This window comes from Sanguibacter suarezii NBRC 16159 (assembly GCF_001552735.1).
GTDB lineage: Bacteria > Actinomycetota > Actinomycetes > Actinomycetales > Cellulomonadaceae > Sanguibacter > Sanguibacter suarezii.
In genome coordinates this window covers 98637-121617 of record NZ_BCRT01000018.1, presented here as the reverse complement: position 1 = coordinate 121617, position 22981 = coordinate 98637, and the positions used below count along the sequence as shown (strand labels likewise).

Annotated in this window: 26 protein-coding genes and 1 tRNA gene; 22 read left to right on the top strand and 5 right to left on the bottom strand. The window is 69.9% G+C overall.

All coding sequences use genetic code 11. From position 1 onward, the window contains the following. Positions 1–32: 32 nt before the first annotated feature. The 4 genes from SS2_RS12855 to SS2_RS12840 all read right to left on the bottom strand — a co-directional run bounded on the left by SS2_RS12855 (position 33) and on the right by SS2_RS12840 (position 3919). Positions 33–710 carry a response regulator gene (locus SS2_RS12855; protein WP_066464746.1) on the bottom strand — a complete coding sequence of 226 codons (678 nt, stop codon included), beginning with the start codon at positions 708–710 and terminating at the stop codon, positions 33–35. Further along, positions 707–2011: a sensor histidine kinase gene (locus tag SS2_RS12850; protein ID WP_066464744.1), complete on the bottom strand. Its 1305-nt coding sequence runs from the start codon at positions 2009–2011 to the stop codon at positions 707–709. The genes SS2_RS12855 and SS2_RS12850 overlap by 4 nt, the downstream gene beginning before the upstream one ends. Beyond that, complete coding sequence (locus SS2_RS12845) at positions 1998–2810, bottom strand: ABC transporter permease (protein ID WP_066464783.1); 813 nt, start codon at positions 2808–2810, stop codon at positions 1998–2000. Before SS2_RS12845 ends, SS2_RS12850 begins: the two co-directional genes overlap by 14 nt. Positions 2811–2905: 95 nt before the next feature. Further along, positions 2906–3919 carry an ABC transporter ATP-binding protein gene (locus SS2_RS12840; protein WP_083942210.1) on the bottom strand — a complete coding sequence of 338 codons (1014 nt, stop codon included), beginning with the start codon at positions 3917–3919 and terminating at the stop codon, positions 2906–2908. Between the two features lie 228 nt (positions 3920–4147). Here SS2_RS12840 and SS2_RS12835 point away from each other — a divergent pair. The 5 genes from SS2_RS12835 to rplA all read left to right on the top strand — a co-directional run bounded on the left by SS2_RS12835 (position 4148) and on the right by rplA (position 6865). Further along, a tRNA-Trp gene (locus tag SS2_RS12835) sits at positions 4148–4220 on the top strand. A 103-nt stretch (positions 4221–4323) separates the two neighbouring features. Beyond that, positions 4324–4605, top strand: coding sequence for a preprotein translocase subunit SecE (secE, locus tag SS2_RS12830; protein ID WP_066464743.1), 282 nt, complete (start codon positions 4324–4326; stop codon positions 4603–4605). Positions 4606–4756: 151 nt separating this feature from the next. Then, entirely contained in the window at positions 4757–5545 is a 789-nt protein-coding gene (nusG, locus tag SS2_RS12825) for a transcription termination/antitermination protein NusG (protein WP_066464740.1), read from the top strand. 66 nt (positions 5546–5611) lie between these two features. Next, a complete protein-coding gene (gene rplK, locus SS2_RS12820; RefSeq protein ID WP_066464738.1) occupies positions 5612–6043 on the top strand; it encodes a 50S ribosomal protein L11 in 432 nt (143 codons plus the stop codon). A gap of 105 nt (positions 6044–6148) precedes the next feature. Continuing rightward, positions 6149–6865: a 50S ribosomal protein L1 gene (gene rplA / locus SS2_RS12815; RefSeq protein ID WP_066464735.1), complete on the top strand. Its 717-nt coding sequence runs from the start codon at positions 6149–6151 to the stop codon at positions 6863–6865. A 312-nt stretch (positions 6866–7177) separates the two neighbouring features. On the opposite strand, the gene SS2_RS12810 is transcribed toward rplA, so the two are convergent. After that, on the bottom strand, positions 7178–7576 hold the full coding sequence (locus SS2_RS12810; protein ID WP_083942209.1) for a DUF192 domain-containing protein: 399 nt from the start codon (positions 7574–7576) through the stop codon (positions 7178–7180). 54 nt (positions 7577–7630) lie between these two features. Here SS2_RS12810 and SS2_RS12805 point away from each other — a divergent pair, with 54 nt between their 5' ends. From SS2_RS12805 to rplL, 17 genes are all read left to right on the top strand, one after another. Next, positions 7631–8431, top strand: a complete 801-nt coding sequence (locus SS2_RS12805; protein WP_066464733.1) for a hypothetical protein — start codon at positions 7631–7633, stop codon at positions 8429–8431. Continuing rightward, positions 8428–9132, top strand: coding sequence for a Flp pilus assembly protein CpaB (gene cpaB / locus SS2_RS12800; RefSeq protein ID WP_066464730.1), 705 nt, complete (start codon positions 8428–8430; stop codon positions 9130–9132). The genes SS2_RS12805 and cpaB overlap by 4 nt, the downstream gene beginning before the upstream one ends. A gap of 2 nt (positions 9133–9134) precedes the next feature. Beyond that, positions 9135–10676, top strand: coding sequence for an AAA family ATPase (locus SS2_RS12795; RefSeq protein ID WP_066464729.1), 1542 nt, complete (start codon positions 9135–9137; stop codon positions 10674–10676). After that, on the top strand, positions 10676–11086 hold the full coding sequence (locus SS2_RS12790) for a TadE/TadG family type IV pilus assembly protein (RefSeq protein WP_217995604.1): 411 nt from the start codon (positions 10676–10678) through the stop codon (positions 11084–11086). The genes SS2_RS12795 and SS2_RS12790 overlap by 1 nt, the downstream gene beginning before the upstream one ends. Before the next feature lie 2 nt (positions 11087–11088). After that, complete coding sequence (locus SS2_RS12785; RefSeq protein ID WP_066464724.1) at positions 11089–12399, top strand: TadA family conjugal transfer-associated ATPase; 1311 nt, start codon at positions 11089–11091, stop codon at positions 12397–12399. After that, positions 12396–13325 carry a type II secretion system F family protein gene (locus SS2_RS12780; RefSeq protein ID WP_217995603.1) on the top strand — a complete coding sequence of 310 codons (930 nt, stop codon included), beginning with the start codon at positions 12396–12398 and terminating at the stop codon, positions 13323–13325. The genes SS2_RS12785 and SS2_RS12780 overlap by 4 nt, the downstream gene beginning before the upstream one ends. Beyond that, a complete protein-coding gene (locus SS2_RS12775; RefSeq protein WP_066464722.1) occupies positions 13325–14212 on the top strand; it encodes a type II secretion system F family protein in 888 nt (295 codons plus the stop codon). Before SS2_RS12780 ends, SS2_RS12775 begins: the two co-directional genes overlap by 1 nt. After that, the gene (locus SS2_RS12770; protein ID WP_083942208.1) at positions 14199–15458 is read left to right on the top strand and encodes a sensor histidine kinase; all 1260 of its coding nucleotides are present in this window, start codon (positions 14199–14201) and stop codon (positions 15456–15458) included. The genes SS2_RS12775 and SS2_RS12770 overlap by 14 nt, the downstream gene beginning before the upstream one ends. After that, the gene (locus SS2_RS12765) at positions 15455–16093 is read left to right on the top strand and encodes a response regulator transcription factor (protein WP_066464718.1); all 639 of its coding nucleotides are present in this window, start codon (positions 15455–15457) and stop codon (positions 16091–16093) included. Before SS2_RS12770 ends, SS2_RS12765 begins: the two co-directional genes overlap by 4 nt. A 160-nt stretch (positions 16094–16253) precedes the next feature. Further along, on the top strand, positions 16254–16487 hold the full coding sequence (locus SS2_RS17440; RefSeq protein WP_066464717.1) for a hypothetical protein: 234 nt from the start codon (positions 16254–16256) through the stop codon (positions 16485–16487). Continuing rightward, positions 16484–17221: a pilus assembly protein TadG-related protein gene (locus SS2_RS12755; RefSeq protein WP_157607335.1), complete on the top strand. Its 738-nt coding sequence runs from the start codon at positions 16484–16486 to the stop codon at positions 17219–17221. Before SS2_RS17440 ends, SS2_RS12755 begins: the two co-directional genes overlap by 4 nt. Positions 17222–17314: 93 nt before the next feature. Continuing rightward, positions 17315–18868, top strand: coding sequence for an OmpA family protein (locus SS2_RS12750; RefSeq protein WP_157607334.1), 1554 nt, complete (start codon positions 17315–17317; stop codon positions 18866–18868). Further along, entirely contained in the window at positions 18865–20259 is a 1395-nt protein-coding gene (locus SS2_RS12745; protein ID WP_157607333.1) for a hypothetical protein, read from the top strand. Before SS2_RS12750 ends, SS2_RS12745 begins: the two co-directional genes overlap by 4 nt. Further along, the gene (locus SS2_RS12740; protein ID WP_157607332.1) at positions 20256–20957 is read left to right on the top strand and encodes a hypothetical protein; all 702 of its coding nucleotides are present in this window, start codon (positions 20256–20258) and stop codon (positions 20955–20957) included. The genes SS2_RS12745 and SS2_RS12740 overlap by 4 nt, the downstream gene beginning before the upstream one ends. Next, positions 20957–21430, top strand: a complete 474-nt coding sequence (locus tag SS2_RS12735; RefSeq protein WP_066464693.1) for a hypothetical protein — start codon at positions 20957–20959, stop codon at positions 21428–21430. The genes SS2_RS12740 and SS2_RS12735 overlap by 1 nt, the downstream gene beginning before the upstream one ends. A gap of 275 nt (positions 21431–21705) precedes the next feature. Continuing rightward, complete coding sequence (rplJ, locus tag SS2_RS12730; RefSeq protein WP_066464691.1) at positions 21706–22236, top strand: 50S ribosomal protein L10; 531 nt, start codon at positions 21706–21708, stop codon at positions 22234–22236. Between the two features lie 80 nt (positions 22237–22316). Then, a complete protein-coding gene (gene rplL, locus SS2_RS12725; RefSeq protein WP_066464689.1) occupies positions 22317–22700 on the top strand; it encodes a 50S ribosomal protein L7/L12 in 384 nt (127 codons plus the stop codon). The last annotated feature ends 281 nt before the right edge of the window (positions 22701–22981 follow it).

Genomic DNA, 22981 nt, shown 5'->3' with positions numbered 1-22981 from the left:
CCTCGCACCGTGACGCCTGGTGACCCCAGGCGTCACGGTGCCCGCAGCAGGCCTCTCTCCATGGCGACGGTGACCGCTCGCGTGCGGTCGTCCACCCCGAGCTTGACGAACACCCGCAGCAGGTGGGTCTTCACGGTCGCCTCCGCGATGAACAGCTCTCGTCCGATCGCCGGGTTGCTCAGCCCGCGCCCCACCGCCTCGAGCACCTCCAGCTCGCGCGCCGTCAGCCGCTCCGCCCCTGAGCTCATCTGGGTGACCAGCCGCGTGGCCACCGAGGGTGCCAGGACGGTCTGACCGCGCGCCGCGGCGCGGATCCCGGCGACGAGCTCCGCCCGCGGGGTGTCCTTGAGCAGATACCCCGTCGCTCCCGCCTCGACCGCACGCAGGATCTCCGTGTCGGTCTCGTAGGTGGTGAGCACGACGACGCGCGTCGCCTGCCCCAGCGCGACGATGGCCCGGGTGGCCGCGACCCCGTCCATGACCGGCATCCGCAGGTCCGTGACGACCACGTCGGGAATGAGCTCACGCGCCAGGTCCAGCGCCTGCTGGCCGTTCTCGGCCTCGCCGACCACCTCGATGTCCTCGGCGAGCTCCAGCATCCCGGCGATGCCGGCGCGCACCACCGGGTGGTCGTCGGCGACGACCACCCGCACGCTCGCCCGAGGGGCTTGGCGTGCGTCAGGGGTGCCCGGGGCGCTCGGGGTGCTCATGCGGGGTCCGTGACCGGCAGGGCCACGACGACCGTGGTGCCCGAGGGTGATGAAGGGCTGGAGCTGCTGGTGACCGTCACGGTGCCACCGTAGGCGGTGACGCGCTCGCGCATGCCGCGCAGACCGAAACCGGTGCGCGGCTCGGGTCCCAGCCCGACGCCGTCGTCGCCGACCGTGAGGGTGACGGCGTCGGCAGCCAGCCGCAGCGACAGGCTGGTCGCGGTGGCGCGGGCGTGCCGGCGCACGTTCGACAGCGCCTCCTGCGCCGCGCGCAGCAGCACGACCTGGGCAACCGGGTCCAGGCGCGCCTCGTCGATCGACGAGGTCGTCTCGATGCCGGTCTCGGCGCTGAAGGTCGTGGTCAGGCGGGCCAGCGCCTGCGGGAGGGTCGCCTCGTGCAGCGGCGGTGGGATGGACGCAGCCACCAGCGCCCGCGCCTCGGCGAGGTTGTCCCGGGCGGTCGACTCGATGAGCGCGAGCCGGCGCGCGACTGCTCCGGTGCTGCCGGCTTCGAGCTCGGCGCTCGCCGTCTGGGCGAGCATGATCACGCTCGTGAATCCCTGGGCGAGGGTGTCGTGGATCTCGCGGGCCACACGCTCTCGCTCAGCCAGCGTGCCGGCCTCGTGCTGGGTGCGGCCGAGCTCGTCCTGGGCGGCGCGGAGGTCGCTCAGCAGCTGCACACGCTCGATCCCCTGCTGGATGATCGACCACAGCCACATCCCCAGGAACAGGCTGAAGCACAGGCTCAGAGCCATCTGGAAGGTGACGGCGAGGAGGTTCTCCCCGGTGCCGCGCAGGCGCAGCAGCAACGCCCCCGTGACCAGGGCGGTGAGCAGCACGCACAGCCCCGCCCCGACCGCCCGGGACGGGGCGAGCAGCCAGACCTGGGAGACCGCGACGAACAGCAGCATCGTCCCGAGCGGGATGAGGCCGGAGACGAGCGCCGTGACGGCGAACAAGATCGTGAGGTAGACGATCCCGCCGGCGCCCAGCCCGGTCAGGTGCTGACGGGCGGCCTGCCACCCGACGACGGAGTAGGCCACCACGAGGACCCCCAGCGCCGCCAGCGCCACGAGGGTCGTGGGGTCGCCGTCGGCCAGCTCCTGCGGGCGCTCGGCCACCAGGGCGCCCGCAGTGATCGCCACGAGCAGGTAGAAGCCGAGGTGCCACAGGCGCAGCACCCGCGACCACGACTCTGCGTCGCGACCGATCTCGTCGTCGGCGGCGGTCGGACGCGTGAGGCTGCCCGTCTCGGCGACTGTCACCGCGCCGGGCTCTGCGACCGGCTCAGCCGTCGTCACGACGACGCCAGCGGAAGGTCCGCACCCCGACGACCAGGCCGAGGATCAGCCAGGCGCACAGGACGGCAGCGGTCGCCGGGTGCTGCCACGACCCGGACGCCTCCCAGGCGGCGGCCTCGGGCGGCAGGAAGACCGAGCGCATGCCCTGCGCCATCCACTTGAGCGGGAACACCTCCGCGATCCGCTGCATCCACGTGGGCAGGTCGGTGAAGACGAAGAACACCCCGGAGATGAACTGCAGCACGAGCACGACGGGGGTCACCACGGCGCTGGCCGACTTGCCGGTACGAGGCAGGGCGGAGAAGCCGATACCGCAGACCGTGCCGGTCGCCGTCCCCAGCAGGAAGACCCAGGCGAAGGTGAGCCAGGCCGAGGACGAGGTGGGCAGGTCGATGTCGAAGACCAGCGCACCCACCACGAGCAGCAGGGCGATCTGGGTGATCGAGACGATGAGCGTCTGCATGATCTTGCCGGCGAAGTAGCTCACCGCAGGCAGCGGGGTGGCGCGCAGGCGCTTGAGCGCGCCCTCGTCTCGTTCGACGCTGATCGAGACCGCCAGGGACTGGAAGGTCGTGAGCATGATGCCGGTCGCGACCATCCCGGGCAGGAAGTACTGGGAGAAGGGGATGCCGCCCGCGCCGGAGGCGTCGCCGCCGACGGTGGCACCGTTCTGACCGAACACGGTCGCGAAGATGGCGAGCATGATGATCGGGTAGGCGAAGATGAAGATCACCGCGTCCCGCTCCCGGAAGAACACCTTGAGCTCGACCCGCGTCCGCTCGATGCCCAGTCGCGCCATGCTGGGCAGCTTCGCGGCGCCGCCGGTGCCGCCGGTGCCGTCGGTGGAGCGCGGCCGTGCTGGGACAGCAGCGGGGTGGGGGACAGGCTGAGTGCTCATGGCTTCGTCTCCAGGCGCGCGATGGGGGCCGACGCCGCGGTGCCCGCGGCGGTCGACGTGTTCGACGTGGTCGTGACGGCGTGGTCACCAGGGTCGCCGGCGTGAGCCGCGCGTGCTGCCGTGTCGCCGATGAGGGAGAGGTACACGTCCTCCAGACTCGGACGCTCGACCCGCAGGCCGGGGACCTCCCCGTCCACGAGCGGCACCTCGGCTGCCAGGCGAGCAACGAGGGCTGTCGGGTGGGAGGTGCGCTCGGCGTGCGCCTGACCGCCGCTCTCCCAGTGCACCACCGGAAGCCGCGCCTGGACCCCGCCCAGCTCGTCCGGGGCGCCCAGCGCCACCACCCGCCCGTCCTGCACGACGGCGGCACGGTCGGCCAGGTGGGCCGCCTCGTCGAGGTAGTGCGTGGTGAGCAGGATCGTCGTCCCGCCCTCGCGCAGAGACAGCACCAGCTCCCAGAAGCTGCGCCGCGCCTGCGGGTCGAAGCCCGTCGTCGGCTCGTCGAGGAAGAGCAGCTCGGGGTTGCCCACGATGCCCAGGGCGACGTCCAGGCGGCGGCGCTGCCCGCCCGAGAGCTGGCGGGCGCGGGTGCCGGCCTTGGCCCGCAGCCCCACGACGTCGATGACCTCGTCGGGGTCGCGGGGGGAGGGGTAGTACGTGGCGACGTGGTGCACCAGCTCGGCGACGCTCAGCTCGGGGGTGTCGCGGGAGTCCTGCATGACCACCCCGATCCTGCTGCGCCAGGCGCGGTCGGCGCTGGCGGGGTCCTCGCCGAGCACCCGGACGGTGCCTGAGTCAGGCACCCGGAACCCTTCGAGGATCTCCACCGTGGTGGTCTTCCCGGCGCCGTTGGGGCCGAGGAGCGCGAAGATCTCGCCGGTCTCGACGTGGAGGTCGAGGCCGTCGACGGCGGCATGGCTGCCGTAGGTCTTGCGCAGGCCGGTGACGGAGATCGCCGGGGCTGGGCGGGCAGGTCCAGGTGATGGCTGCGGTGCGGACGGTGAGGTCATGGCACAAGCATCCCGCCCCGGGAGGTCGAAGGTAAGTGGTGGACCGGTCGGACCGGGGGTCCACCGACCGGTGGACACCCGTCGCCGGGCGTCACGACGGGTGTCGCGGACATGCCGGTTAGACCCAGCGACTCCTGTCGCGTAGAGTACTCATTCGGTGGTTGACGTCCGCCCGGATCGGGCGCGCCCAGCAGGGTGCGAACGAGGCGGGACGAGGGTCGGCTCCGAAGGGTAGTGGCGCAATTGGTAGCGCAGCGGTCTCCAAAACCGCAGGTTGCAGGTTCGAGTCCTGTCTGCCCTGCAAGGCGCCGTCGTCGACGCGAGTCGACGAGGGTGTTTCCTCGGTCACGAGGGTGATCGGTCAGAGGCACGTGAGAAGGCAAGCCACGACGTAGGGACGAACAGTGAGCGATTCCGCATCAGGTGCCGCCAGCGCCGAAGGCGTCAGTGTCAGTGGTGCGAAGAAGGGCGGCAAGCAGGCCGACCAGAAGAAGGCCAACTTCTTCGCCCGCGTCGCGCTGTTCGTGCGCCAGGTCGTCGCTGAGCTCAAGAAGGTCGTCGTCCCGACCCGCCCCGAGCTCATCAACTACGTCGTCGTCGTGATCGTCTTCGTCCTCGTCGCCATGGCCTTCGTGCTCGTGCTCGACTTCCTCATCGGCAAGGGCGTCCTCGCGCTCTTCGGCTGATGCCCTGCGGCCCTCGAAGCCGGACCACCGCTTCGGGACAGGTTGCCAGGCCACTCACGCACCAGCTCGGCACCGACTCAGGTCAGGGACCGAGCGTCCATCAGAAGTAGTCCGGGCTCGCCCCGGAAAGTCGTAGAAAGCAGGTTGACCCGTGTCTCAGGAGTCGTTCGAACCGACGGAGGAGATCGTCGACGCCGTCGCGGGCGACGCCGAGAGCACGGAGGCGGACACCTCCGCCGCAGACCTGTCGATCGAGGCTGGCACGGAGGAGTCCGCCGACGAGGCTGTCGACGCCGCCGAGCCCTCCACCGAGGAGCCGTCCGAGGACGTCGTCGACGAGGACGAGGACCCGGTCGAGGCTTTCAAGCGCGAGCTGCGCAGCAAGCCGGGCGACTGGTACGTCATCCACTCCTACGCCGGGTACGAGAACCGCGTGAAGGCGAACCTCGAGAACCGTATCCAGAGCCTCAACATGGAGGACTACATCTTCCAGATCGAGGTTCCCATGGAAGAGGTCACCGAGATCAAGAACGCGCAGCGCAAGATCGTGCGCCGCGTCCGGATCCCCGGTTACGTCCTCGTCCGCATGGACCTGACGGACGAGTCCTGGGGTGCGGTCCGCCACACCCCCGGTGTCACCGGCTTCGTCGGTCACACGCACCAGCCCGTTCCGCTCACGCAGAACGAGGTCTTCGGAATGCTTGCGCCGCTCATCGCCCCCAAGGCGGAAGCCGGCGCGAAGGGTGCCGCTGCGGCGCCTGCGATCGAGGTCGACTACCAGATCGGCGAGTCGGTCACGGTGACCGACGGGCCGTTCGACACGTTGCCCGCGACCATTTCGGAGATCAACGCCGAGAGCCAGAAGCTCAAGGTGCTGGTTTCAATCTTCGGCCGGGAGACCCCGGTTGAGTTGTCGTTCAGCCAGGTCGCCAAGATCTGATACTGAGCGAGCCGACGGCGTCAGAGGGCGTCGTCAATCACTGAGTCAGAACACGAAGGACCCGATATGCCTCCCAAGAAGAAGGTATCTGGGCTTATCAAGCTCCAGATCAAGGCCGGCGCTGCCACGCCGGCACCCCCGATCGGCCCCGCGCTCGGTCAGCACGGCGTCAACATCATGGAGTTCTGCAAGGCCTACAACGCCGCGACCGAGTCGCAGCGTGGCAGTGTGGTTCCCGTGGAGATCACGGTCTACGAAGACCGTTCCTTCACCTTCATCACCAAGACCCCGCCGGCAGCCGAGATGATCAAGCAGGCCGCAGGCGTGGACAAGGGCTCGCCCACCCCGCACACGGTCAAGGTCGCCTCGCTGACCGCTGACCAGGTCCGGACGATCGCCCAGGTCAAGCTCGAAGACCTCAACGCGAACGACCTCGACGCTGCGTCGAAGATCATCGCCGGCACCGCTCGCTCCATGGGCATCACGGTTCAGGGCTGATCCAGCCTCACCCATTCATCGTTTCGCTGACAGGTCCGTCCTGTCAGACAGTGGCAGGGTCCGCGCGGACCCGCAGACCACGACTGCTCTAAGGAGAACAAGCAGATGGCAACGCGCAGCAAGGCATATCGCACCGCGGCCGAGAAGATCGACCGCGACACCCTGTACACCCCCCTCGAGGCCGTGCGCCTCGCCAAGGAGACCTCGGTCACCAAGTGGGACGCGACCGTCGAGGTCGCCTTCCGCCTGGGCGTCGACCCCCGCAAGGCGGACCAGATGGTCCGCGGAACGGTGATCCTCCCGCACGGAACCGGTAAGACCGCCCGCGTCCTCGTCTTCGCGACGGGCGAGCGTGCCGAGCAGGCCCGCGCGGCCGGCGCCGACGTCGTCGGTGGCGACGAGCTCATCGAGAAGGTGGCCGCTGGCTTCACCGACTTCGACTCCGCCGTCGCAACCCCGGACCTCATGGGCAAGGTCGGTCGCCTCGGTAAGGTGCTTGGTCCCCGTGGCCTCATGCCGAACCCGAAGACCGGTACCGTGACCATGGACGTGGCCAAGGCCGTGTCCGAGATCAAGGGCGGAAAGATCGAGTTCCGCGTCGACAAGCACTCGAACCTCCACTTCATCATCGGCAAGACGTCCTTCCCCGAGACCTCGCTCGTGGAGAACTACGCCGCTGCTATCGACGAGGTCCTGCGGTTGAAGCCGTCGGCCTCCAAGGGTCGCTACATCAGCAAGGCGACCATGACGACGACGATGGGCCCCGGCATCCCCGTGGACCCGTCGAAGACGACCAAGCTGCTCGGCGACGACGAGGCCTGATCCTCACGTCTGTCTAGACACCAGCACGACCAAGGCCGGATCCCCTCGGGGGTCCGGCCTTTGTCGTTCCCGGGCACCGTCGCCCGGGCAGACGGGCAGGAACGGGGCGTCCGCGACGACTCGGTGATGGGCCGTATCGCGGATCTATGGGGAGTTCTCCCCCTGTCCCCCCAGGGCTCTGATCAGTACTGTCGTGCTCGCTGGGAGGGTTGTTCACACGCCTCCGGCCCCCCCTTCGACCACCTCGACGACTTCGGCCGCCCCTGGAAGGACTGGTGAGACGCCCGTGCACGCGATGAGTCCCTGGTCCCCTCAGGAGTCCGGTGTGAGCCCCGCACCGACCTCCTCGACCGTGACCACCGAGCCACGGACGATGCCGAGCCGGGCCGCAGCCGCAGCCGGCAGCTCGACCACGGACCTCGCCCGCAGGCGAGGTCGGCCGATGCGCCCCGGGCGCATGGTGACGACGTCGACGACTCGTCGCTCGGCGCTGAGGAACACGACGTCGATCGGGTACTGCATCCCGATCGTGTGCACGCTCCCGCAGCGCTCGATGAGCAACGCGCCGTCCAGCCCGGTCGTGCGCAGCAGCCCGGTGTTGCGGGCGTCGCGGGTGGTCGCGACCCAGGCGGGGACCGTGGCTCGGGAGTCGACGCACAGTCGTGCGGTCGTCTGGGGATCCGCCCACACAGGGGACAGCACAGGAGTCATGGCGCACATCGTCCCAGACTCCCGCATCGCATCGCATCTCGTTCTAGGAGGACCGTGCCCGTCATCGTCGTCGATCCGTGGCAGAGGACACCACCACGGCACCCGCACACCGTCCCCCCGGTCGAGGACCTCGTGGGTACCCTCGACGCGCACCGCGCCGAGGACACCATCCTCGTGTGCGCCCCTGGCGACGCCGCGCGGCACGCGCGGATGGCCAGGGCCGTCGTCGGCCGCGCGAACGTCGGTGTCCTCGTCCTCGACCCCGTCCCCACGCGTCGGTGGATCGTCGAGCAGCTGCTGAGCATGCTCCCGGTGGACGGGTACCGCTACGCCAGCTCCATCGTCGACGCCACGAACGCGGCGATGCGCACCTCGGTCGTGACCACGTCGGTCGCGGGCTTCACTGCCCCGCGTCCGCGCCTGGCGCAGCACCTGCGCAGCTGGTTCCCCGGTGCGTGCTTCGAGGTGGACCTGCATGCCAAGACCGTGCGCTCCAGCGCTGGAGCCTCCTGGGACCTGCGCGCCATGCCGCTGGTCGCCGTGGCCCAGCGTGGCAACGGTCGGCAGAAGGTCACCGGCGTGCACTGGCCCGCCGAGCCCTTCACCCTCGAAGGACCTCCGGGGGAGAGCCCCTGGCCCGCGAAGTCCTGGTTCGAGGTGTCGGCTCTGTCCCAGACGCCGCACCAGATCTTCGAGCACGTGCGGTGGCACGCCCCGACCGTCACCTGCTCGCTGTGCCACCGCCTGACAGGGGGCGCCGAGTGCATCTTCTGCGGCGTCCCCGTGTACGCCAGCCCCGCCGTGGTCGCCCCGGCGAATCCCGTCATCGAGCAGTACGGAGTGGTCAACGCATGAATCCTCGCCAACGCCGTGGCGTTCTTCTGCTCTTCGCGACCGCGCTCGGCGCCGTCGCCGTGTTCATCGCGGTCTCCGTGTACGTCGGAGAGGTCAACTCGAAGGTCGGGTCCTACGCCCCGGTCCTGGAGCTCACCGCCGACGTCACCGAGCTGCAGCCCATCACCGCCGACATGGTCACCGTCTCCCAGCTGCCCGAGCGATGGGCTCCGGAGTCCGCGCTGACGTCCGTCGACCAGGTCGTGGGGATGGTCGCGAGCGGGAACTACACCGCCGGGTCCTCTCTCCAGGAAGGCATGGTCGCCGCCCCTCCCGGTCTGCAGCCCGGATACCGCGAGGTCGCGATCCTCGTCGACGCCGAGACCGGCGTGGCCGGCAAGGTCGCACCGGGGGACCGCGTCGACATCATCGCGACCACGCGCGGGTCTGACGAGGCCACCCAGCGCTCGGAGATCTGGGTCGAGAACGCGCTCGTGCTCGAGGTCGGCGTGACGACCACCGTCGAGGGCGCTGACGCGACGGGCAACTTCCAGACGGGGACCGGCGTCCCGGTGACCTTCGCCCTCCCCGTCGACCAGGCCCTGCGCCTGGCGTACGTCGAGAGCTTCTCCACCAAGCTCAGGCTCGCGCTGCGCGGGCGCGGCGACGAAGCCTCCCTCCCCGACGAGCAGCTCTTCTTCGAGCAGGAAGCAGGACTGTGACCATGACGAGGATCCTCATCGCCTCCAGCAGCCCGCAGGTCCGCGACCAGGTGCAGGCCACCTGCGCCGAGATGGAGAGCGTGTTCGTCGCAGCGAGCGTGGCCACGGTCGACCAGCTGTGGTCAGCCCTCGAGGCGGACCAGACCGTCGAGGTCGTCCTCCTCGACGAGTCGCTCGGTGACGACGCGGGCTACGAGGTGGCACGAGAGCTCGGGATCAAGCGTCCCCTGCTCGCCACGGTGATCGTCGTCGGCCGGACGACGCCGCAGACGCTCGGGGCGGCGATGGACGCCGGAGCGCGGTCGGTGGTGGCGCTGCCGCCCTCTCTCGAAGAGTTCCGGTCACGGATCGAGAGTGCCGGGGAGTGGTCCCGGTCCGCCCGTCGGCAGCTGTCCGCGGAGGCACGCGACGGCGACCACGCCGGCAAGGTGATCGCCGTCGTCGGCGCCAAGGGCGGCGTCGGCACGACGCTGCTGACCCTGCTCCTGGGCCGGTCGAGCGCCGCGACCGGCGGCACCACGTGCATCGTCGACCTCGACGTGCGCAAGGGCGACCTGGCCGCATACGCGGGCGTCGCTGCGCGGCGCAGCATCGTCGACCTCGTCGACATCGCCGACGAGCTGACCGGTCGCGCCCTCGGTGAGGCGACCTGCTCGCTCTCCCACGGCATCCAGCTCATCCCGGCACCCACCGACGGGGAGAACGGCGAGCTGCTCACCGGCTCGGCCACCCGGCAGATCATCTCGGCGCTGCGCTACCAGTACGAGCACGTCGTGATCGACTGCGGCTCGCGCCTGGACGACGTCACCGCCATGGCCCTGGAAGTCTGCGACGCGATCGTCGTGGTCGTCACCCCCGACGTCCCGGCGCTGCGCTCCGCCCGCCGGCTCGTGGAGTCCCTGGAGCGGCTGGAGATCACCAGCCGTGAGAAGGCGCAGGTCTTCGTCAACTCGCTGGCCAAGTCCTCCGACGTGCAGCCCGCGCTCGTCCCGCGGGTCACGGGCCTGCCGGTCGTGGCGACCGCGCCGCGTCTGGGGGCGACGCTGGAGGGTGCGATGAACACCGCGACGGTGCTCGAGCAGCGTCTGCCCGAGCTCGAACGCCCGCTGCTCGCCGTCCGCGCCCTCACCCACCCGGCGCAGGCGACACCGATCGGGACGCCGTCACGTCGACGGGGAGCGCGGCGCAAGGGTGGCCCGGTCTCGGCCGACCGGGAGGCGGGGCAGATGGCGGTCGAGATGCCGGTCGTCATGACCGTGGCTGTGTTCCTGGTTCTCGTCTGCGTCCAGATGGTGCTGTGGGGGGTGAGCCACGTGGTGGCGTCCAACGCCGCTCAGGAGGCTGCCCGCTCCTATGCGGTCGGCAGCTCCGCCACCCAGGTGCACGCCGAGGTGCAGGACCGGATCCCGGGCGGCTGGCAGCGCGGCTGGCAGATGAGCGCACCGACGTCGGACGTGGTCACGGTGAGCGTCCGGACGCCGTCGATCGTCCCCTCCCTCATCCCGGCGGTGTCCTCCGAGGCCACGATCGTGTGGGAGAGGTGATGAGCGCCCCTCGGGGCCGGCGCACTGCCGGTCGCCTGTGGGCACGGGCGGTCGGGGACGAGCCTGAGCGCGGGTCGATGGCGATCGAGCTCGTCGGCTTCGTGACTGTGCTCGTCTTCGCCACGATCCTGCTGGTCCAGGGCTTCATGGTGGTCACGGTGATCTCCTCCGCCCAGCAGGCGGCCCGGGACGGAGCGCGTGCGCAGATGGGCGGCGGCTCGGCCACCGAGGCCGTCTACGCCCAGCTGCCTGACTGGGTCACCGTCCAGGACATCCGGACCGGGGCTGGGGCGGTCGCCGGGTGCGCCGGGCGATGTGTGGCGGTGGAGGTACGGGTGCCGCTGGGGCTGCCCGGTTGGAGCAGCAAGGACGTGACGGTCGTGCGGACCGCAGAGCTACCGGAGGAGTGACCGTGGGACTACGTGACAGATTGGCTACCCGCGACGCCGGGGCCGCAGAGTCGGACGACCTGGTCTCGCGCTTCCGCGAGCGTCTCCTGGAGGAGATCGACCTCGAGGAGCTCTCCGCGCTGGAGGCGCCGCAACGGCGCGCGCGGCTCGAGCGGATCCTCGGCAGGCTGTTGTCCTACGAGGGTCCGGTGCTCTCCACCCGTGAGCGCGCCCAGCTCATCCAGCGCATCGTCGACGAGTCGATCGGCCTGGGCGTCCTGGAGAGCCTGCTCGCCGACGACACGATCACCGAGATCATGGTCAACGGTCCGGACGACATCTTCGTCGAACGACGCGGCAAGATCGAGCGCGTGAGCGCGCGGTTCGCCTCCGAGCAGCACCTGTACCAGACCATCGACCGCATCGTCTCGACGGTCAACAGACGCGTGGACGAGTCGAGCCCGATGGTCGACGCGCGCCTGGCCACCGGTGAGCGCGTCAACGTCATCATCCCGCCGCTCGCCCTCGACGGGCCGACCATGACGATCCGCCGGTTCCCCACCCCCTTCCGCCTCGCCGACCTGATCCAGCGCGGCGCCCTGGACGAGCCCCTGTCTCTGCTGCTGGGCGCGCTCGTGCGGTCCCGGTGCAACATCCTCGTCTCGGGCGGGACCGGCTCGGGAAAGACGACCTTCCTCAACGCGCTCTCCGGCCTGATCCCGGGCAGCGAACGCATCGTCACGATCGAGGACGCGGCCGAGCTGTCGCTGCAGCAGGAGCACGTGGTGCGCCTGGAGTCCCGCCCGGCGAACGTGGAGGGCGCCGGGTCGGTGACCATCCGTGACCTCGTCCGCAACTCCTTGCGCATGCGCCCGGACCGCATCGTCGTCGGTGAGGTCCGCGGCGGTGAGACCCTCGACATGCTGCAGGCGATGAACACCGGGCACGAGGGGTCGCTGACCACGGTGCACGCCAACGGTGCAGCCGACGCGCTGGGACGGCTCGAGACCCTCGCGTCCATGAGCGACCTCGACCTCCCTGTCGACACGCTCCGCGACCAGATCAACTCGGCCATCGACGTCATCATCCACCTCGAGCGCGGGTCGGACGGCTCCCGCCGGGTCAGCGAGGTGCGGGCGCTCGTGTCCGCCCGTCGCGAGGACTACCGCCTGGAGACGATCAGCAGCTTCGTGCCCCCGCCCTTCGGGTCGGCCCCGGAGACCCCGGGCTCCTTCTCCCACGGTCTGGTCCCGGACGCGCTACGGGAACGGCTCCGCGTCGCGGGCGAGCCCGTCCCCGCCGTATACGCCGCGATGAACGCTGGGCACCCATGATCGGGACCATCGACGCCATCATCCTCGCGCTGCTGGTCACCCTGGCGCTCATGCTGTGGGCCGTCTCGACCTTCATTGACCACGCCGCGACGCAGCGGGACATCGTCGACGCCGCGGGATCGCAGCCGCGTCGTCCGATCCGCGGCCTGGCGACCCGCTTCGACGCGTCGCTGCGTCGCTCGCGCCGTGGCAGCCGGCTGCAGGCCTCGTTGGCCGGCGCCGGGCTGTCGTGGTCCGTGCTCGGCTTCGTGGCCAGGGTCATGACGTCGACGGCGGTCGCGGTCGCGATCGCCTACCCCCTGTTCGGTCGGATCGCCTCGATCGTCATCGCCGTGGCCGTGCCGCTGGCCTTCTCCCGGTGGCTGGAGCACCGGAGGCTGAAGCGGATTGAGGAGTTCATCGCCCAGCTGCCCGAGCTCGCCCGGCTGCTGGCGAACGCGGCCGCAGCAGGCCTGTCGGTGCGCCGCGGGCTGGAGATGGCCTCCCGAGAGATGGCAGAGCCTGCCGCGACCGAGCTGGCCACGGTCGTCGGCCAGCTCGCCGTGGGCCGTGAGCTCGAGCAGGCCCTGCGCAACCTCGCCGCACGGCTGCCCTCGCGCGAGCTGACGGTGCTCATGCAGACGATCGTCATCCAGGCCCGCTCCGGCGGTGCGCTGGTGACGGCCCTGAGCGCGATCGCCACGACCCTGGACGATCGCAAGGAGCTACGCCGGGAGGTGCGCACCGTCGTCATGGGGAGCATCTTCGGCGGGTACGCGGTGCTGGGCATCGCCGTCGCCTCCGTCCTGCTGCTCAATGTCCTCGCCCCCGGAGTCCTCGACCAGATGGCGTCGATGCTGCTGGGGCAGATCGCCCTCGTGGTCGCGGGCGGGTTCTTCGCCCTGGGGTTCTGGATGATGAAGGTCTTCACGAAGGTGGACGTGTGATGGCGCTGCTGCTCGGGCTGTGCGCAGCCTTGCTGGTCGGGCTGGGCGGCTACGGCCTCAGGCTCGTGCGGTCAGAGGCGGTCGAGGGTCTTCCCGCCGTCGCCGGCTCGGGCGCCGACGACGACGTCAAGGCCAGCGGCCTGACGACCTTCGTCGACACCGTGGGCGCCAGGTTCCAACGCCTGCTCATGACCATCTACGGTCCCCGCCGGCTCCGGGGGCTGGAGACCCGGCTGCGCAGGGCGGGACGCCCGGAGAAGCTCACCGTGAGCACCTTCATGCAGCGTCAGGCTGGGTTCACGGTGCTCGGGCTGGTCTGCGCGGTGTTCTTCACGCTGCTGGGGCAGGCCTTCCTCGGCGTGCTCATCGCGCTGCTCTTCGCCTTCTGGATGGAGGTCTGGCTGCGGGCGGTCGCGGCCACCCGCCGCGCCGACATCAGCCGTGACCTGCCCGACTTCCTCGACGTCCTGGGTGTCACCGTGAGCGCCGGGCTGTCCTTCCAGCAGGCCATCGAGCGGGTCGGTGCCTTCCACGACGGGCCGCTGGGGGAGGAGATGTCTGTCGCCATCCACGAGATGGCCATGGGCGTCTCGCGCCGGGACGCGTTCATCGGCATCCGTGACCGGACCCAGTCCGAGAGCGTCGGCACCTTCGTCACCGCGCTCCTGCAGGCCGCTGAGCTCGGTGTGCCCATCGCCGACGCGCTGCGTGACATCTCCTCCGAGGTGCGCCGCAAGCGAGCGCAAGAGGTGCGCCAGGCCGCGGCGAAGGCTGCGCCCAAGGTCTCCCTCGTGGTGACCATGACGATCGTGCCGGGCGCTCTGATCCTCATGATGAGCGGGATGCTCATCTCGAACATGGAGATGTTCTCCAATGTCTTCGGCTGATCCGCGCGTGGAGGCCCACGCCGTCGAGATCGTCGACATCGAGAACCGGGTGTTCTCGCGGGTGGTCGGCATCCTGTGCGACGCACGCCTGGCCACCCTGGCCATGACGGTGATCAGCGCGGCCGCCGGGTGGGCCGGGTGGGAGATCCTCATCGTGCTGCTCGCCATCCCCTTCAGCTGGTTCCCGCTGCGGTACTGGCAGGCGCGCGGCACGGAGCTCATGCACTCCAGGACCCTCCTGCTGTGCGACGTCCTCATGACGGTCATCGTGTCGATGTTCGTCCGCACCGCGACCGACCAGGTCTACCTGCAGTCCACCTACCTGGTCGTCTCCATCGCCTTGTGGGCACTGCTGCTGGGACCGCGCATCGGGGTGGGACTCGCCCTGGGCGCGGCCGGCTGCCTGCTGGTCTGGGACTGGTTGATCTCAGCGGACGTGTGGATGGACGCCCTCTTCCTCGTGCCCGCCGGGCTCGGGGTCGCCTGGCTCGGGCACCGGCTCGGAGAGACCATGCGCTCTCAGGCTCAGATGGCGCTGCACCTGGTCAGCCGCAAGGCCGAGCAGGCGGCTCTCTCGGAGCGGGTGCTGCTGGCCCGAGAGATGCACGACAGCCTCGCCAAGACCGTGCACGGGGTGAGCCTGCTGGCGAAGTCGCTCGCCGTCTCCCTGGAGCGCGACCGCTCCGCGCACGTGGGGCGCGCCGTCCTCATCCACGAGGCGTGCGACGAAGCGATCCTCGACACCCGGGAGATCTTGTCCGGTCTGCGTGCCCTGTCCCACGAGTCCCTCGCTGCGGCCGTCCGTCTCGAGGTGACCGTGTGGCAGGAGCGCAGCGGCATCCCGGTGGACGTCGCAGCCCCGGACGACGACGACCACGTCAGCGTGCCTGCCGACGTCTCGTGGGCGACGGTGCGGGTGCTGGGCGAGCTGCTCGAGAACTCCTGGAGGCACGCGCAGCCCCACCGGGTGTCGGTCACCCTCGAGCTCGACGACACGCTCGTCCGACTGACGGTCAGTGACGACGGTCGTGGCATCGCCCACCTGGGAGGTCAGGAGATCGACGTCGGCAAGCTCGCGCTCGGTGGGCACTACGGCCTCATCGGGGTCCAGGAACGGGTGCGTGAGCTCGACGGGAGCCTTCGCCTGACGTCGCGGACGACGACCCCGTCGGGGACCTCCGTCGTGGTCGAGATGCCGCTGCTCCGCGGCGCTGAGCAGCTGCTGGAGAAGGAGGTGGGACGGTGAAGGTGCTCGTCGCCGACGACAACGCGATCGTCAGGCTCGGGGTGAGGGCGATCCTCGAGCAGATCGGTGACGTCACCGAGGTCATCGAGGCGGTCGACGGCGTCCAGGCCCTGGAGATCACCCAGAGCGACCGGCCCGACGTCGTGCTCCTGGACGTGCGCATGCCGCGCCGGTCAGGGCTCGACGTCCTCGTCGAGATCGCCGCGACCGCCCGTGTCCTCATGCTGACGCACTCCGACGAGCCGGAGATCATCCGGGCGGCGCTGACCGGCGGCGCCCTGGGGTACCTCGTGCACGGGCAGATCACCGTCGACCAGCTGGCCGGAGCGATTCGCACCTGCCACGCCGGCGGGATGGTGCTCAGCAAGGAAGCGGTGGCGTTCATGACCGTCTCAGGCCCGGCGGCACCCCGCCCCGCGGGCAACGCCGCGCTGCGCAGCAAGCTCACGGCGCGTGAGATCGAGGTGATGGACGCTGCGGCCCGCGGCCTGGACAACGCGGACATCGCCCGGGAGCACTTCCTCTCCCCACGGACCGTCAAGAACTACCTCAACTCCGCCTACGCCAAGATCGGCGTCCACAACCGGTCGGAGGCGATCGTGCTGTGGCTCGAGGGGGAGGGGCCACCCCTGTGACGCCGCCCTGCGGACGGGCCGCCCCGGCGGATCTTGGGGCGCCAGCAGGGGCGTCTGGCCCTGGTGAGGGGGCGGGCGGTCTCCGTAGCGTCATCTCATCAGGCCAGACCAGTCCGGTCCCGGCTCACGAACTTCTGATCGACCACACCAAGGAGCACTCATGCTGAACGTCATGCAGGCCAAGGCCGTCGCCCTCCGTATCGCCGTCGTGGGATACGTCGTCGGTGCTGTCGGAGGCGACAACAAGGAGCGCGGACAGGCCTCGGCCGAGTACGCCGGCATCATCTTCGTCATCGTCGCTATCATCGCCGCCCTCGTGGCCCTGAGCTTCACCGGTCTCGGCGAGGCGATCATCGGCAAGATCACCGAGGCGATCGGCAAGATCGGTTCGTGATCGACCGTCCCGCACGTCGTCCAGCAGGTAGCCGCAGGCTGCTTGCTGGACGGCTGGCGGCGTCAGCCGAGGGGGAGCGCGGGAGCGTGACGGTCTTCCTCGTCGCCGCCGTGCTCGTCCTGGTCTTCGTCACGCTCGCGTTCATGATCCCGCTCGGCGCTGCGGTGGTGGACCGACGGACCGCCTCCACGGCGGCCGACGCCGCGGCGCTCGCCGCTGCGGGGCTGTGGCGCGACTCCCTGAAGGAGACCTACTCCCACGCGCTGGACGCGAGCGACGACGAGGCCTTCTGGTCTCTGCTGGGTCGCAGCGTCGGTTCCTACCGGCCCGTCGGCATGAGCGAGACGGCCGCCACCTTCGCCGCCCGCAACGACTCGGTGCTGGTGGACTTCACCGTGGACGCCAGGGCGGGGACCGTGGCGGTCAAGGTGCGCTCGCTCGAGGCGGTCCCCGAGACGGGGCAGCACGTGTACTCCACGGCCACCGCCGCCCTCGACTTCGATCGCGGGCTGTGCCTGAGCGGCGGGGTGATCGGCATCCGGATCGACGGTCGGTGCGTGGTGAGTGCCCCGCCGGCCCCCGAGCCGGAGCCCACTGTCGAGGCGGGTCCCGAGGACCCGGGAGCCGGTGAGGACCCGGCCCCTGCACCCGAACCACCCGAAGAACCGCCCTACGAGATTCCTGACGGCGTGGACGCATCCTTCGCGATGTCGACCAGGCTCGTCGGCAGCTAGTGCCCTGCGACACCATCACACCCGAGGGATGCCATGCGAAGAAGGACCAGAGAAGCCATCGCCGTCACAGGCGTGGTCGCCTGTCTGCTCACCGTGACCGCATGCACCCCCGAGGACGCGGAGGCCGAGCAGCAGCCGACGAGCTCGGCGTCGGCCAGCGCCACCCCGTCAGCCTCCGCCGAGCCTGACTCCGGAGACGGCGAGGGCGTCGTGCTGGAGACGAGAGTCGGTACGCGGGACATCGAGTACACGGTCGGGCCGCTCGTCAACGACGGCGACCTGGCGGTCCTGCCGATCACTGCGGTCGACGTCACGCGCGCACCGACCGGTGACCCGGTGAACATCAGCGTGCTCTGGGGCGGGCTCCACCCGGGAGCGCACGGAGTGCGTCTTCTCGATGCCGAGAACATGACCGTCGAGGACAGCGCGACCGCCGACCGGGCGCTGTACACCACCGGATCGCTGACAGTCGGCCAGGATGACCCGTTGGCCATGCACGTGATCTTCGGTGCCCGCCAGGCAGCGACCGTCGACGTCCTCGTGCCCTTCGCCGGCCTGGTCGCCGACGTCCCCGTCGTCGACCTCGACGGGCTCGACGACGCCTCCGAGCTCGGCACCTCGGTGACCGCTGCGCTCGAGGACCTCGTGACCGACCCGTCGGCCGTGACGACGCACGTCGCGCCCTTGGACACCTTCCAGGTCTCCGTCGACGGTGCGGTCGACACGCGCGTGACCCCCGAGCAGGTGGTGATCAACGTCAGCGCGGACGTCCTCTTCGACGTCGACCAGGCCACGATCACCAGCGGCGCCGACGCCGCGCTGACCTCGGCGGCCACGCAGTTCAGCGGGTACGCCGGCGGCGAGCTCACCGTGATCGGTCACACCGACGACGTCGGCGAAGAGGCCTACAACCAGGACCTCTCCGTGCGGCGCGCGCAGTCCGTGGCAGACCACATGGGCACCCTCGTCGACCTGAGCCCCTACACCGTCACGGTCGAGGGACGCGGGGAGTCCGAGCTGCGAGCCCCCGGGACCTCCGACACCGACCGTGCGCTCAACCGCCGGGTCGAGCTCGTCTTCGTGCCTGACGTCCCGGCGCCGCCGGCGCCGGTCGCCACAGACTTTGCCCTCCCGGACAGCGAGGGTCCCACCGCCCCCGGCGGGGACGGCGTGACGCTGACGGGGCAGGGAGACGCGCAGGTCCACGTGGCCTTGAGTGAGGTCCGTCGTCGCGGTCAGCTGCTCGTGGGCGAGGTCCGCATCGACCATGTCGCCGGGACGGTCTCCGCCCCGGGGGAGATGTTCGCGCTGGGTGGCATCCGGAGCGTGCGCGGAGACGTCGCACCGTCACAGATGTACTCGCCCGTCAACCTCACCCTGGTGGCAGGAGACCAGCGCTTCTCGCCGGTGGACTACCTGCCGGCGGGCAGCGAGGTCGGGGAGCCCCGGCGGCCGGTCACGGAGTTCAACATGCGCGAGGCGCTGCCCGCCGGGGGCACCTACGTCGGGACCGTCGTGTGGCCGCTCGCAGCGGCCGGTCCCGCAGCTGACCAGGTCACCCTGGACCTCTTCAACCCCTTGGCTGACGCGGCCTACCGCGCCATCCGCCCTCCCTTCCGCCTGACCGACATCCCGGTGACGTCATGAGCCGGCCGACTCCGGCGCCCGCACCACCGCAGGGTGCGGCGCGCAGACGTGGAGGGGACGAGCGAGGCGCCGCCTCGGCGGAGCTGGCCGGGATCATCATGGTCATCGTCCTGTTCATCAGCGCCCTGGCCATCGCAGCAGGCTCGGGAGTGCTGGGAGCCCAGTACGAGAACCTCTTGTGCCGCGCCTTCTCCTGGTTCGGGACGTCGTGCTCGACGCCTCCTCCGCTCGCCTCCGACCGCGAGCCCGACGACGCGTGCGTGGTCACCACGACCACGACGAGCCGGTCGATCGGGGTCACCGTCGTCGCCGACCTGGACCAGGGTGGGAGCGTCACCCTGGAGACCATGTCCGACGGCACGTACAGGGTCACCGCCGACGCTCAGGCCGCCTTGGGCATCGGGTTCGGTGCTGGTGGCGGTGTCGGTCTCACCATCGACGACAAGAAGGTCGGTGGCCTCGTGCAGGCCGGTGGCGGGGCCGGGCTGACAGCAACCGGCGGCGCAGCCTGGACCTTCGACAACGCCGGCGACGCGCAGAAGCTCGTCGACTTCTTCGACCGCAAGATCGCGAACGCCACCACGCCGGTCGTCGGTCCGGTGAAGGAGCTGTTCGAGGCAGGGAAGAACCTGTTCGGCGGACCCGACTACGTTCCCCCGGCACCGACGGAGTACATGTTCGCCGCAGGGGTGAAGGGCAATCTCAGCGCCTCCGCGGTAGGCATCGAGGGTGCGGGGACCGCCGGCATCGGCGCGGCGGTCGAGCTGGGCGCGAAGTACGACACGAAGACCAACGAGACCACGGTGTACTACTCAGCCACCTACGACGGGTCAGCGGACATCCGCCAGGGGCTGAGCGAGGCGAGCGCGTCCGGGGAGATCAGCGGCGTGCTGGCGGTGACGATCTCACCGGACGGCGAGTACCTGACCAACGTGTCCTTCGAGACTGCCGCCTACGGCGAGGCGGGGTACGACGCCCACGTGCTGTTCAACAGCGTCGCCAACGGCGGCACGGCTGGGGGAGTGGTGCTCAACGCCTCCGTCGACCTCACCGACTCCGAGAGCGCGCGCATCGCCTATGACCTGCTGCGGGCCTCGGGTGTGAGCACGCTCCCGTCGCAGTACCGGTACCCCCCGAGCTCCGGCCCGGCGGTCGACATCCCGGCGTTGAGTGCGCTGCAGCGACTCGTGGACGCGTCCCTCGAGCGGGGAGAGGTGTTCCGCCAGGACGTGACAGGCAGCTCGAACACCGCCTTCGGGATCGACGCCAGCGGCGAGATCGGCGTCGGTCTCGGGGTGCGCTACGACAACAGCTCGAGCGAACGCAGCGTGACCGGTGCCCAGTACTATGACGGGTCCAGATGGGTGGACTGGACGAGCTGCGTCGGATGACCGGACACGACCGCTCGAAGGACGCACGCAACCTCGTCGAAGGATGGATGGACATGAAGAAGATGCTCGCGCTGCTGGCGCTTGCGGCCATCGGCCTCACGGCGGGGTGCGGTGGAGACGACACCGAGGGGAGTGCCCCTGTGACCAGCTCGGAGGCGCCGACGATGAATGCGGGGGAGTCGGAGACGGTCCCCAAGGACGAGCCGCTGGGCCTCGAGCCCAGCTCGCCCTCCGGTGAGGAGACCGAGGTGCTGCCCGGGCTGAGCATCACCCTCCCCGACGGCTCGGTGATCCATGATCCCGGGACGCCCGAGGGAGCGGAAGAGACCGTGACCTACCGGATGCCCGACGCGGTGGGCGGGCTCCCTGCGCTGCAGGTCTCGACCGGCACGGGGATCGACATCTACTCCGAGACCTGGGTCCGCGAGAAGTCGTTCTCCATCGACGCCGCCTACGACGACGTGCACCGCTCCGTCGAGCAGTGGCCCGGTGCTGCGCAGGCAGTCGCCTTCTTCTGGAGCGAAGAGGTGCCTCTTGCCACCGGTGAGGTGCTCGCGACCGAGGTCGCCTCGCTGTGGCTGGTGACGGAGGAGGGCCAGTTCTACTCCGTCATGGCCGTCGCTCCGGCGGGCGAGCTCGAGGGCTCTGCCGTCCTGGACGCGATGCTCAGCGCTGAGCTGGTGCAGGGGGAGGGCTGATGCGTCTGTTCCCCCGCGAGATCATCATCGGGACCGCGCTGGGCGTGGTCACGAGCATCATCGTCTCCGCCGCCGTGCTCTCGTCGCCCTCCCTGGCTGACCGTCTCGGGGTCCTGTCCACCGGGTGGGTCAACGGGATGCTCGTCGTCGAGCTGGTCCGCATGTGCCTGGTCGGTGCTCTCGTGCTGGTGATGATCAGGCAGCGGCACGGCTTCGACCGCCGGGGCCTGGGTGCGGTCAACGCGATCGCGGTCGGGGTGGGGACATGGCTCGTGCTCACGGTCATCACCGTCGGGGCGGGCCTGGTCACCGGCGGCGCCGAGCTCGGCTGGGGCCTGGTCACGAACCTCGGCATCTGGACCGCGGGTGCGGTGCTGTCCGCGATCTTCGTCAGCCCCGGCGGCCCCTCGCGCGAGCGCAACCAGTACCTGGAGCGCCTCGACCGTGAGCGGGCCCAGGGCAGCTGGGGCTGACAGGAGTCCCGCTGACCCAGCCGGTTAGGTATCACGGGCCGGGTGAGGTAGAGTCTGCTGCGTACCCAAGACCGCAGGTCGTTGGTCGTGCCAGGAAACTAGCCGATCGACCGAAGCTCCGCACACGTGGAGGCCAGCGCAGGTGAGAGCACGTGACGATCAAGTTCAACTTGTGACCTTATGAGCCCCACGCCTGCGTGGGGCTCTTTTTCGTGTGGCGGTGCGGGAGCCGGAGTTCCGGCGAGACCAGCGGCACCACCATCGGAAGGATTGCCATGGCGAGGCCGGACAAGGCAGCCGCAGTCGCAGAGCTCTCGGACCTGTTCCGCGAGTCCAACGCTGCCGTGCTGACCGAGTACCGCGGGCTCACCGTCGCGCAGCTCAAGCAGCTGCGTCGGTCGCTCAGCGGCAACGCAACCTTCGCAGTGGTGAAGAACACGCTGACCGCAATCGCGGCCAAGGAAGCCGGTGTCGAGGGACTCGACGACGCGCTTGCTGGGCCGTCGGCAATCGCCTTCATCACCGGGGACCCGGTCGAGGCTGCCAAGGGTCTGCGTGACTTCGCCAAGGCGAACCCCCAGCTCGTCATCAAGGCTGGTGTCCTCGACGGACGCCCGCTGACGGCCGAGGACATCACGAAGCTCGCGGACCTCGAGTCCCGCGAGGTTCTGCTGGCCAAGGCAGCTGGCGTTTTCAAGGCGTCGCTCTACCAGGCGGCGTACCTGTTCACGGCCCCCGCATCACAGGCTGTGCGCACCATCGACGCCCTGCGCGAGAAGCAGGCTTCGCAGGAAAGCGCTGCCTGAGTCTTCCTCCGGGAATGCACGGGCGCCGCACACACACCACACTCTGCTTCACGCAGGACAACTAGGAAGGAACGCCGACCATGGCGAAGCTCAGCACCGAAGAGCTCATTGCAGCTTTCAAGGACCTGACCCTCATCGAGCTCTCCGAGTTCGTCAAGGCATTCGAGGAGACCTTCGAGGTCACCGCAGCCGCTCCCGCCGCCGTTGCCGTTGCCGGCCCGGCCGCTGCAGCAGCTGAGGTCGAGGAGGAGAAGGACGAGTTCGACGTCATCCTCGAGTCCGCTGGCGACAAGAAGATCCAGGTCATCAAGGAGGTGCGTGCCCTCACGAGCCTCGGCCTGAAGGAGGCCAAGGACCTCGTTGACGCCGCTCCGAAGGCGGTCCTCGAGGCTGCTAACAAGGAGACCGCGGAGAAGGCAAAGGCTGCCCTCGAAGGCGCCGGCGCCACCGTCACCCTCAAGTGATCTGAGCCCTCTGGGCTCGGGCTGCGCGGCCTAGGACGTCATCGACGCCCAGGTCCGCGGCCCACACAGTGCGACGAGGCCCGCACCCTGCCAAGGGTGCGGGCCTCATCGTCTCTCCTGAGATTCCTCCGGCAGGGTCACCCGCCGGAGGATCTCTGGCGGACTCCGGCCGGCGCGTGCGCCGGGCCAGGGCCGCATGCGCACAACGGCCGGGTTGCCATTTCTTGACTCGGTCGGCTATGCTGACGCTTTGCGCTGGCGTGTGCCTGCAAAACCCATCC

What these genes read in the sequence shown, in the direction of transcription:
- SS2_RS12845 (WP_066464783.1), bottom strand. Translation starts at nt 2,810, where the DNA reads ATGGCGCGACTGGGCATCGAGCGGACGCGGGTCGAGCTCAAGGTGTTC.
- SS2_RS12840 (WP_083942210.1), bottom strand. Translation starts at nt 3,919, where the DNA reads ATGACCTCACCGTCCGCACCGCAGCCATCACCTGGACCTGCCCGCCCA.
- SS2_RS12770 (WP_083942208.1), top strand. Translation starts at nt 14,199, where the DNA reads ATGTCTTCGGCTGATCCGCGCGTGGAGGCCCACGCCGTCGAGATCGTC.
- SS2_RS12855 (WP_066464746.1), bottom strand. Translation starts at nt 710, where the DNA reads ATGAGCACCCCGAGCGCCCCGGGCACCCCTGACGCACGCCAAGCCCCT.
- SS2_RS12745 (WP_157607333.1), top strand. Translation starts at nt 18,865, where the DNA reads ATGAGCCGGCCGACTCCGGCGCCCGCACCACCGCAGGGTGCGGCGCGC.
- SS2_RS12780 (WP_217995603.1), top strand. Translation starts at nt 12,396, where the DNA reads ATGATCGGGACCATCGACGCCATCATCCTCGCGCTGCTGGTCACCCTG.
- SS2_RS12790 (WP_217995604.1), top strand. Translation starts at nt 10,676, where the DNA reads ATGAGCGCCCCTCGGGGCCGGCGCACTGCCGGTCGCCTGTGGGCACGG.
- rplK (WP_066464738.1), top strand. Translation starts at nt 5,612, where the DNA reads ATGCCTCCCAAGAAGAAGGTATCTGGGCTTATCAAGCTCCAGATCAAG.
- SS2_RS12740 (WP_157607332.1), top strand. Translation starts at nt 20,256, where the DNA reads ATGACCGGACACGACCGCTCGAAGGACGCACGCAACCTCGTCGAAGGA.
- SS2_RS12775 (WP_066464722.1), top strand. Translation starts at nt 13,325, where the DNA reads ATGGCGCTGCTGCTCGGGCTGTGCGCAGCCTTGCTGGTCGGGCTGGGC.
- cpaB (WP_066464730.1), top strand. Translation starts at nt 8,428, where the DNA reads ATGAATCCTCGCCAACGCCGTGGCGTTCTTCTGCTCTTCGCGACCGCG.
- SS2_RS17440 (WP_066464717.1), top strand. Translation starts at nt 16,254, where the DNA reads ATGCTGAACGTCATGCAGGCCAAGGCCGTCGCCCTCCGTATCGCCGTC.
- rplL (WP_066464689.1), top strand. Translation starts at nt 22,317, where the DNA reads ATGGCGAAGCTCAGCACCGAAGAGCTCATTGCAGCTTTCAAGGACCTG.
- rplJ (WP_066464691.1), top strand. Translation starts at nt 21,706, where the DNA reads ATGGCGAGGCCGGACAAGGCAGCCGCAGTCGCAGAGCTCTCGGACCTG.
- SS2_RS12795 (WP_066464729.1), top strand. Translation starts at nt 9,135, where the DNA reads ATGACGAGGATCCTCATCGCCTCCAGCAGCCCGCAGGTCCGCGACCAG.
- SS2_RS12810 (WP_083942209.1), bottom strand. Translation starts at nt 7,576, where the DNA reads ATGACTCCTGTGCTGTCCCCTGTGTGGGCGGATCCCCAGACGACCGCA.
- rplA (WP_066464735.1), top strand. Translation starts at nt 6,149, where the DNA reads ATGGCAACGCGCAGCAAGGCATATCGCACCGCGGCCGAGAAGATCGAC.
- SS2_RS12735 (WP_066464693.1), top strand. Translation starts at nt 20,957, where the DNA reads ATGCGTCTGTTCCCCCGCGAGATCATCATCGGGACCGCGCTGGGCGTG.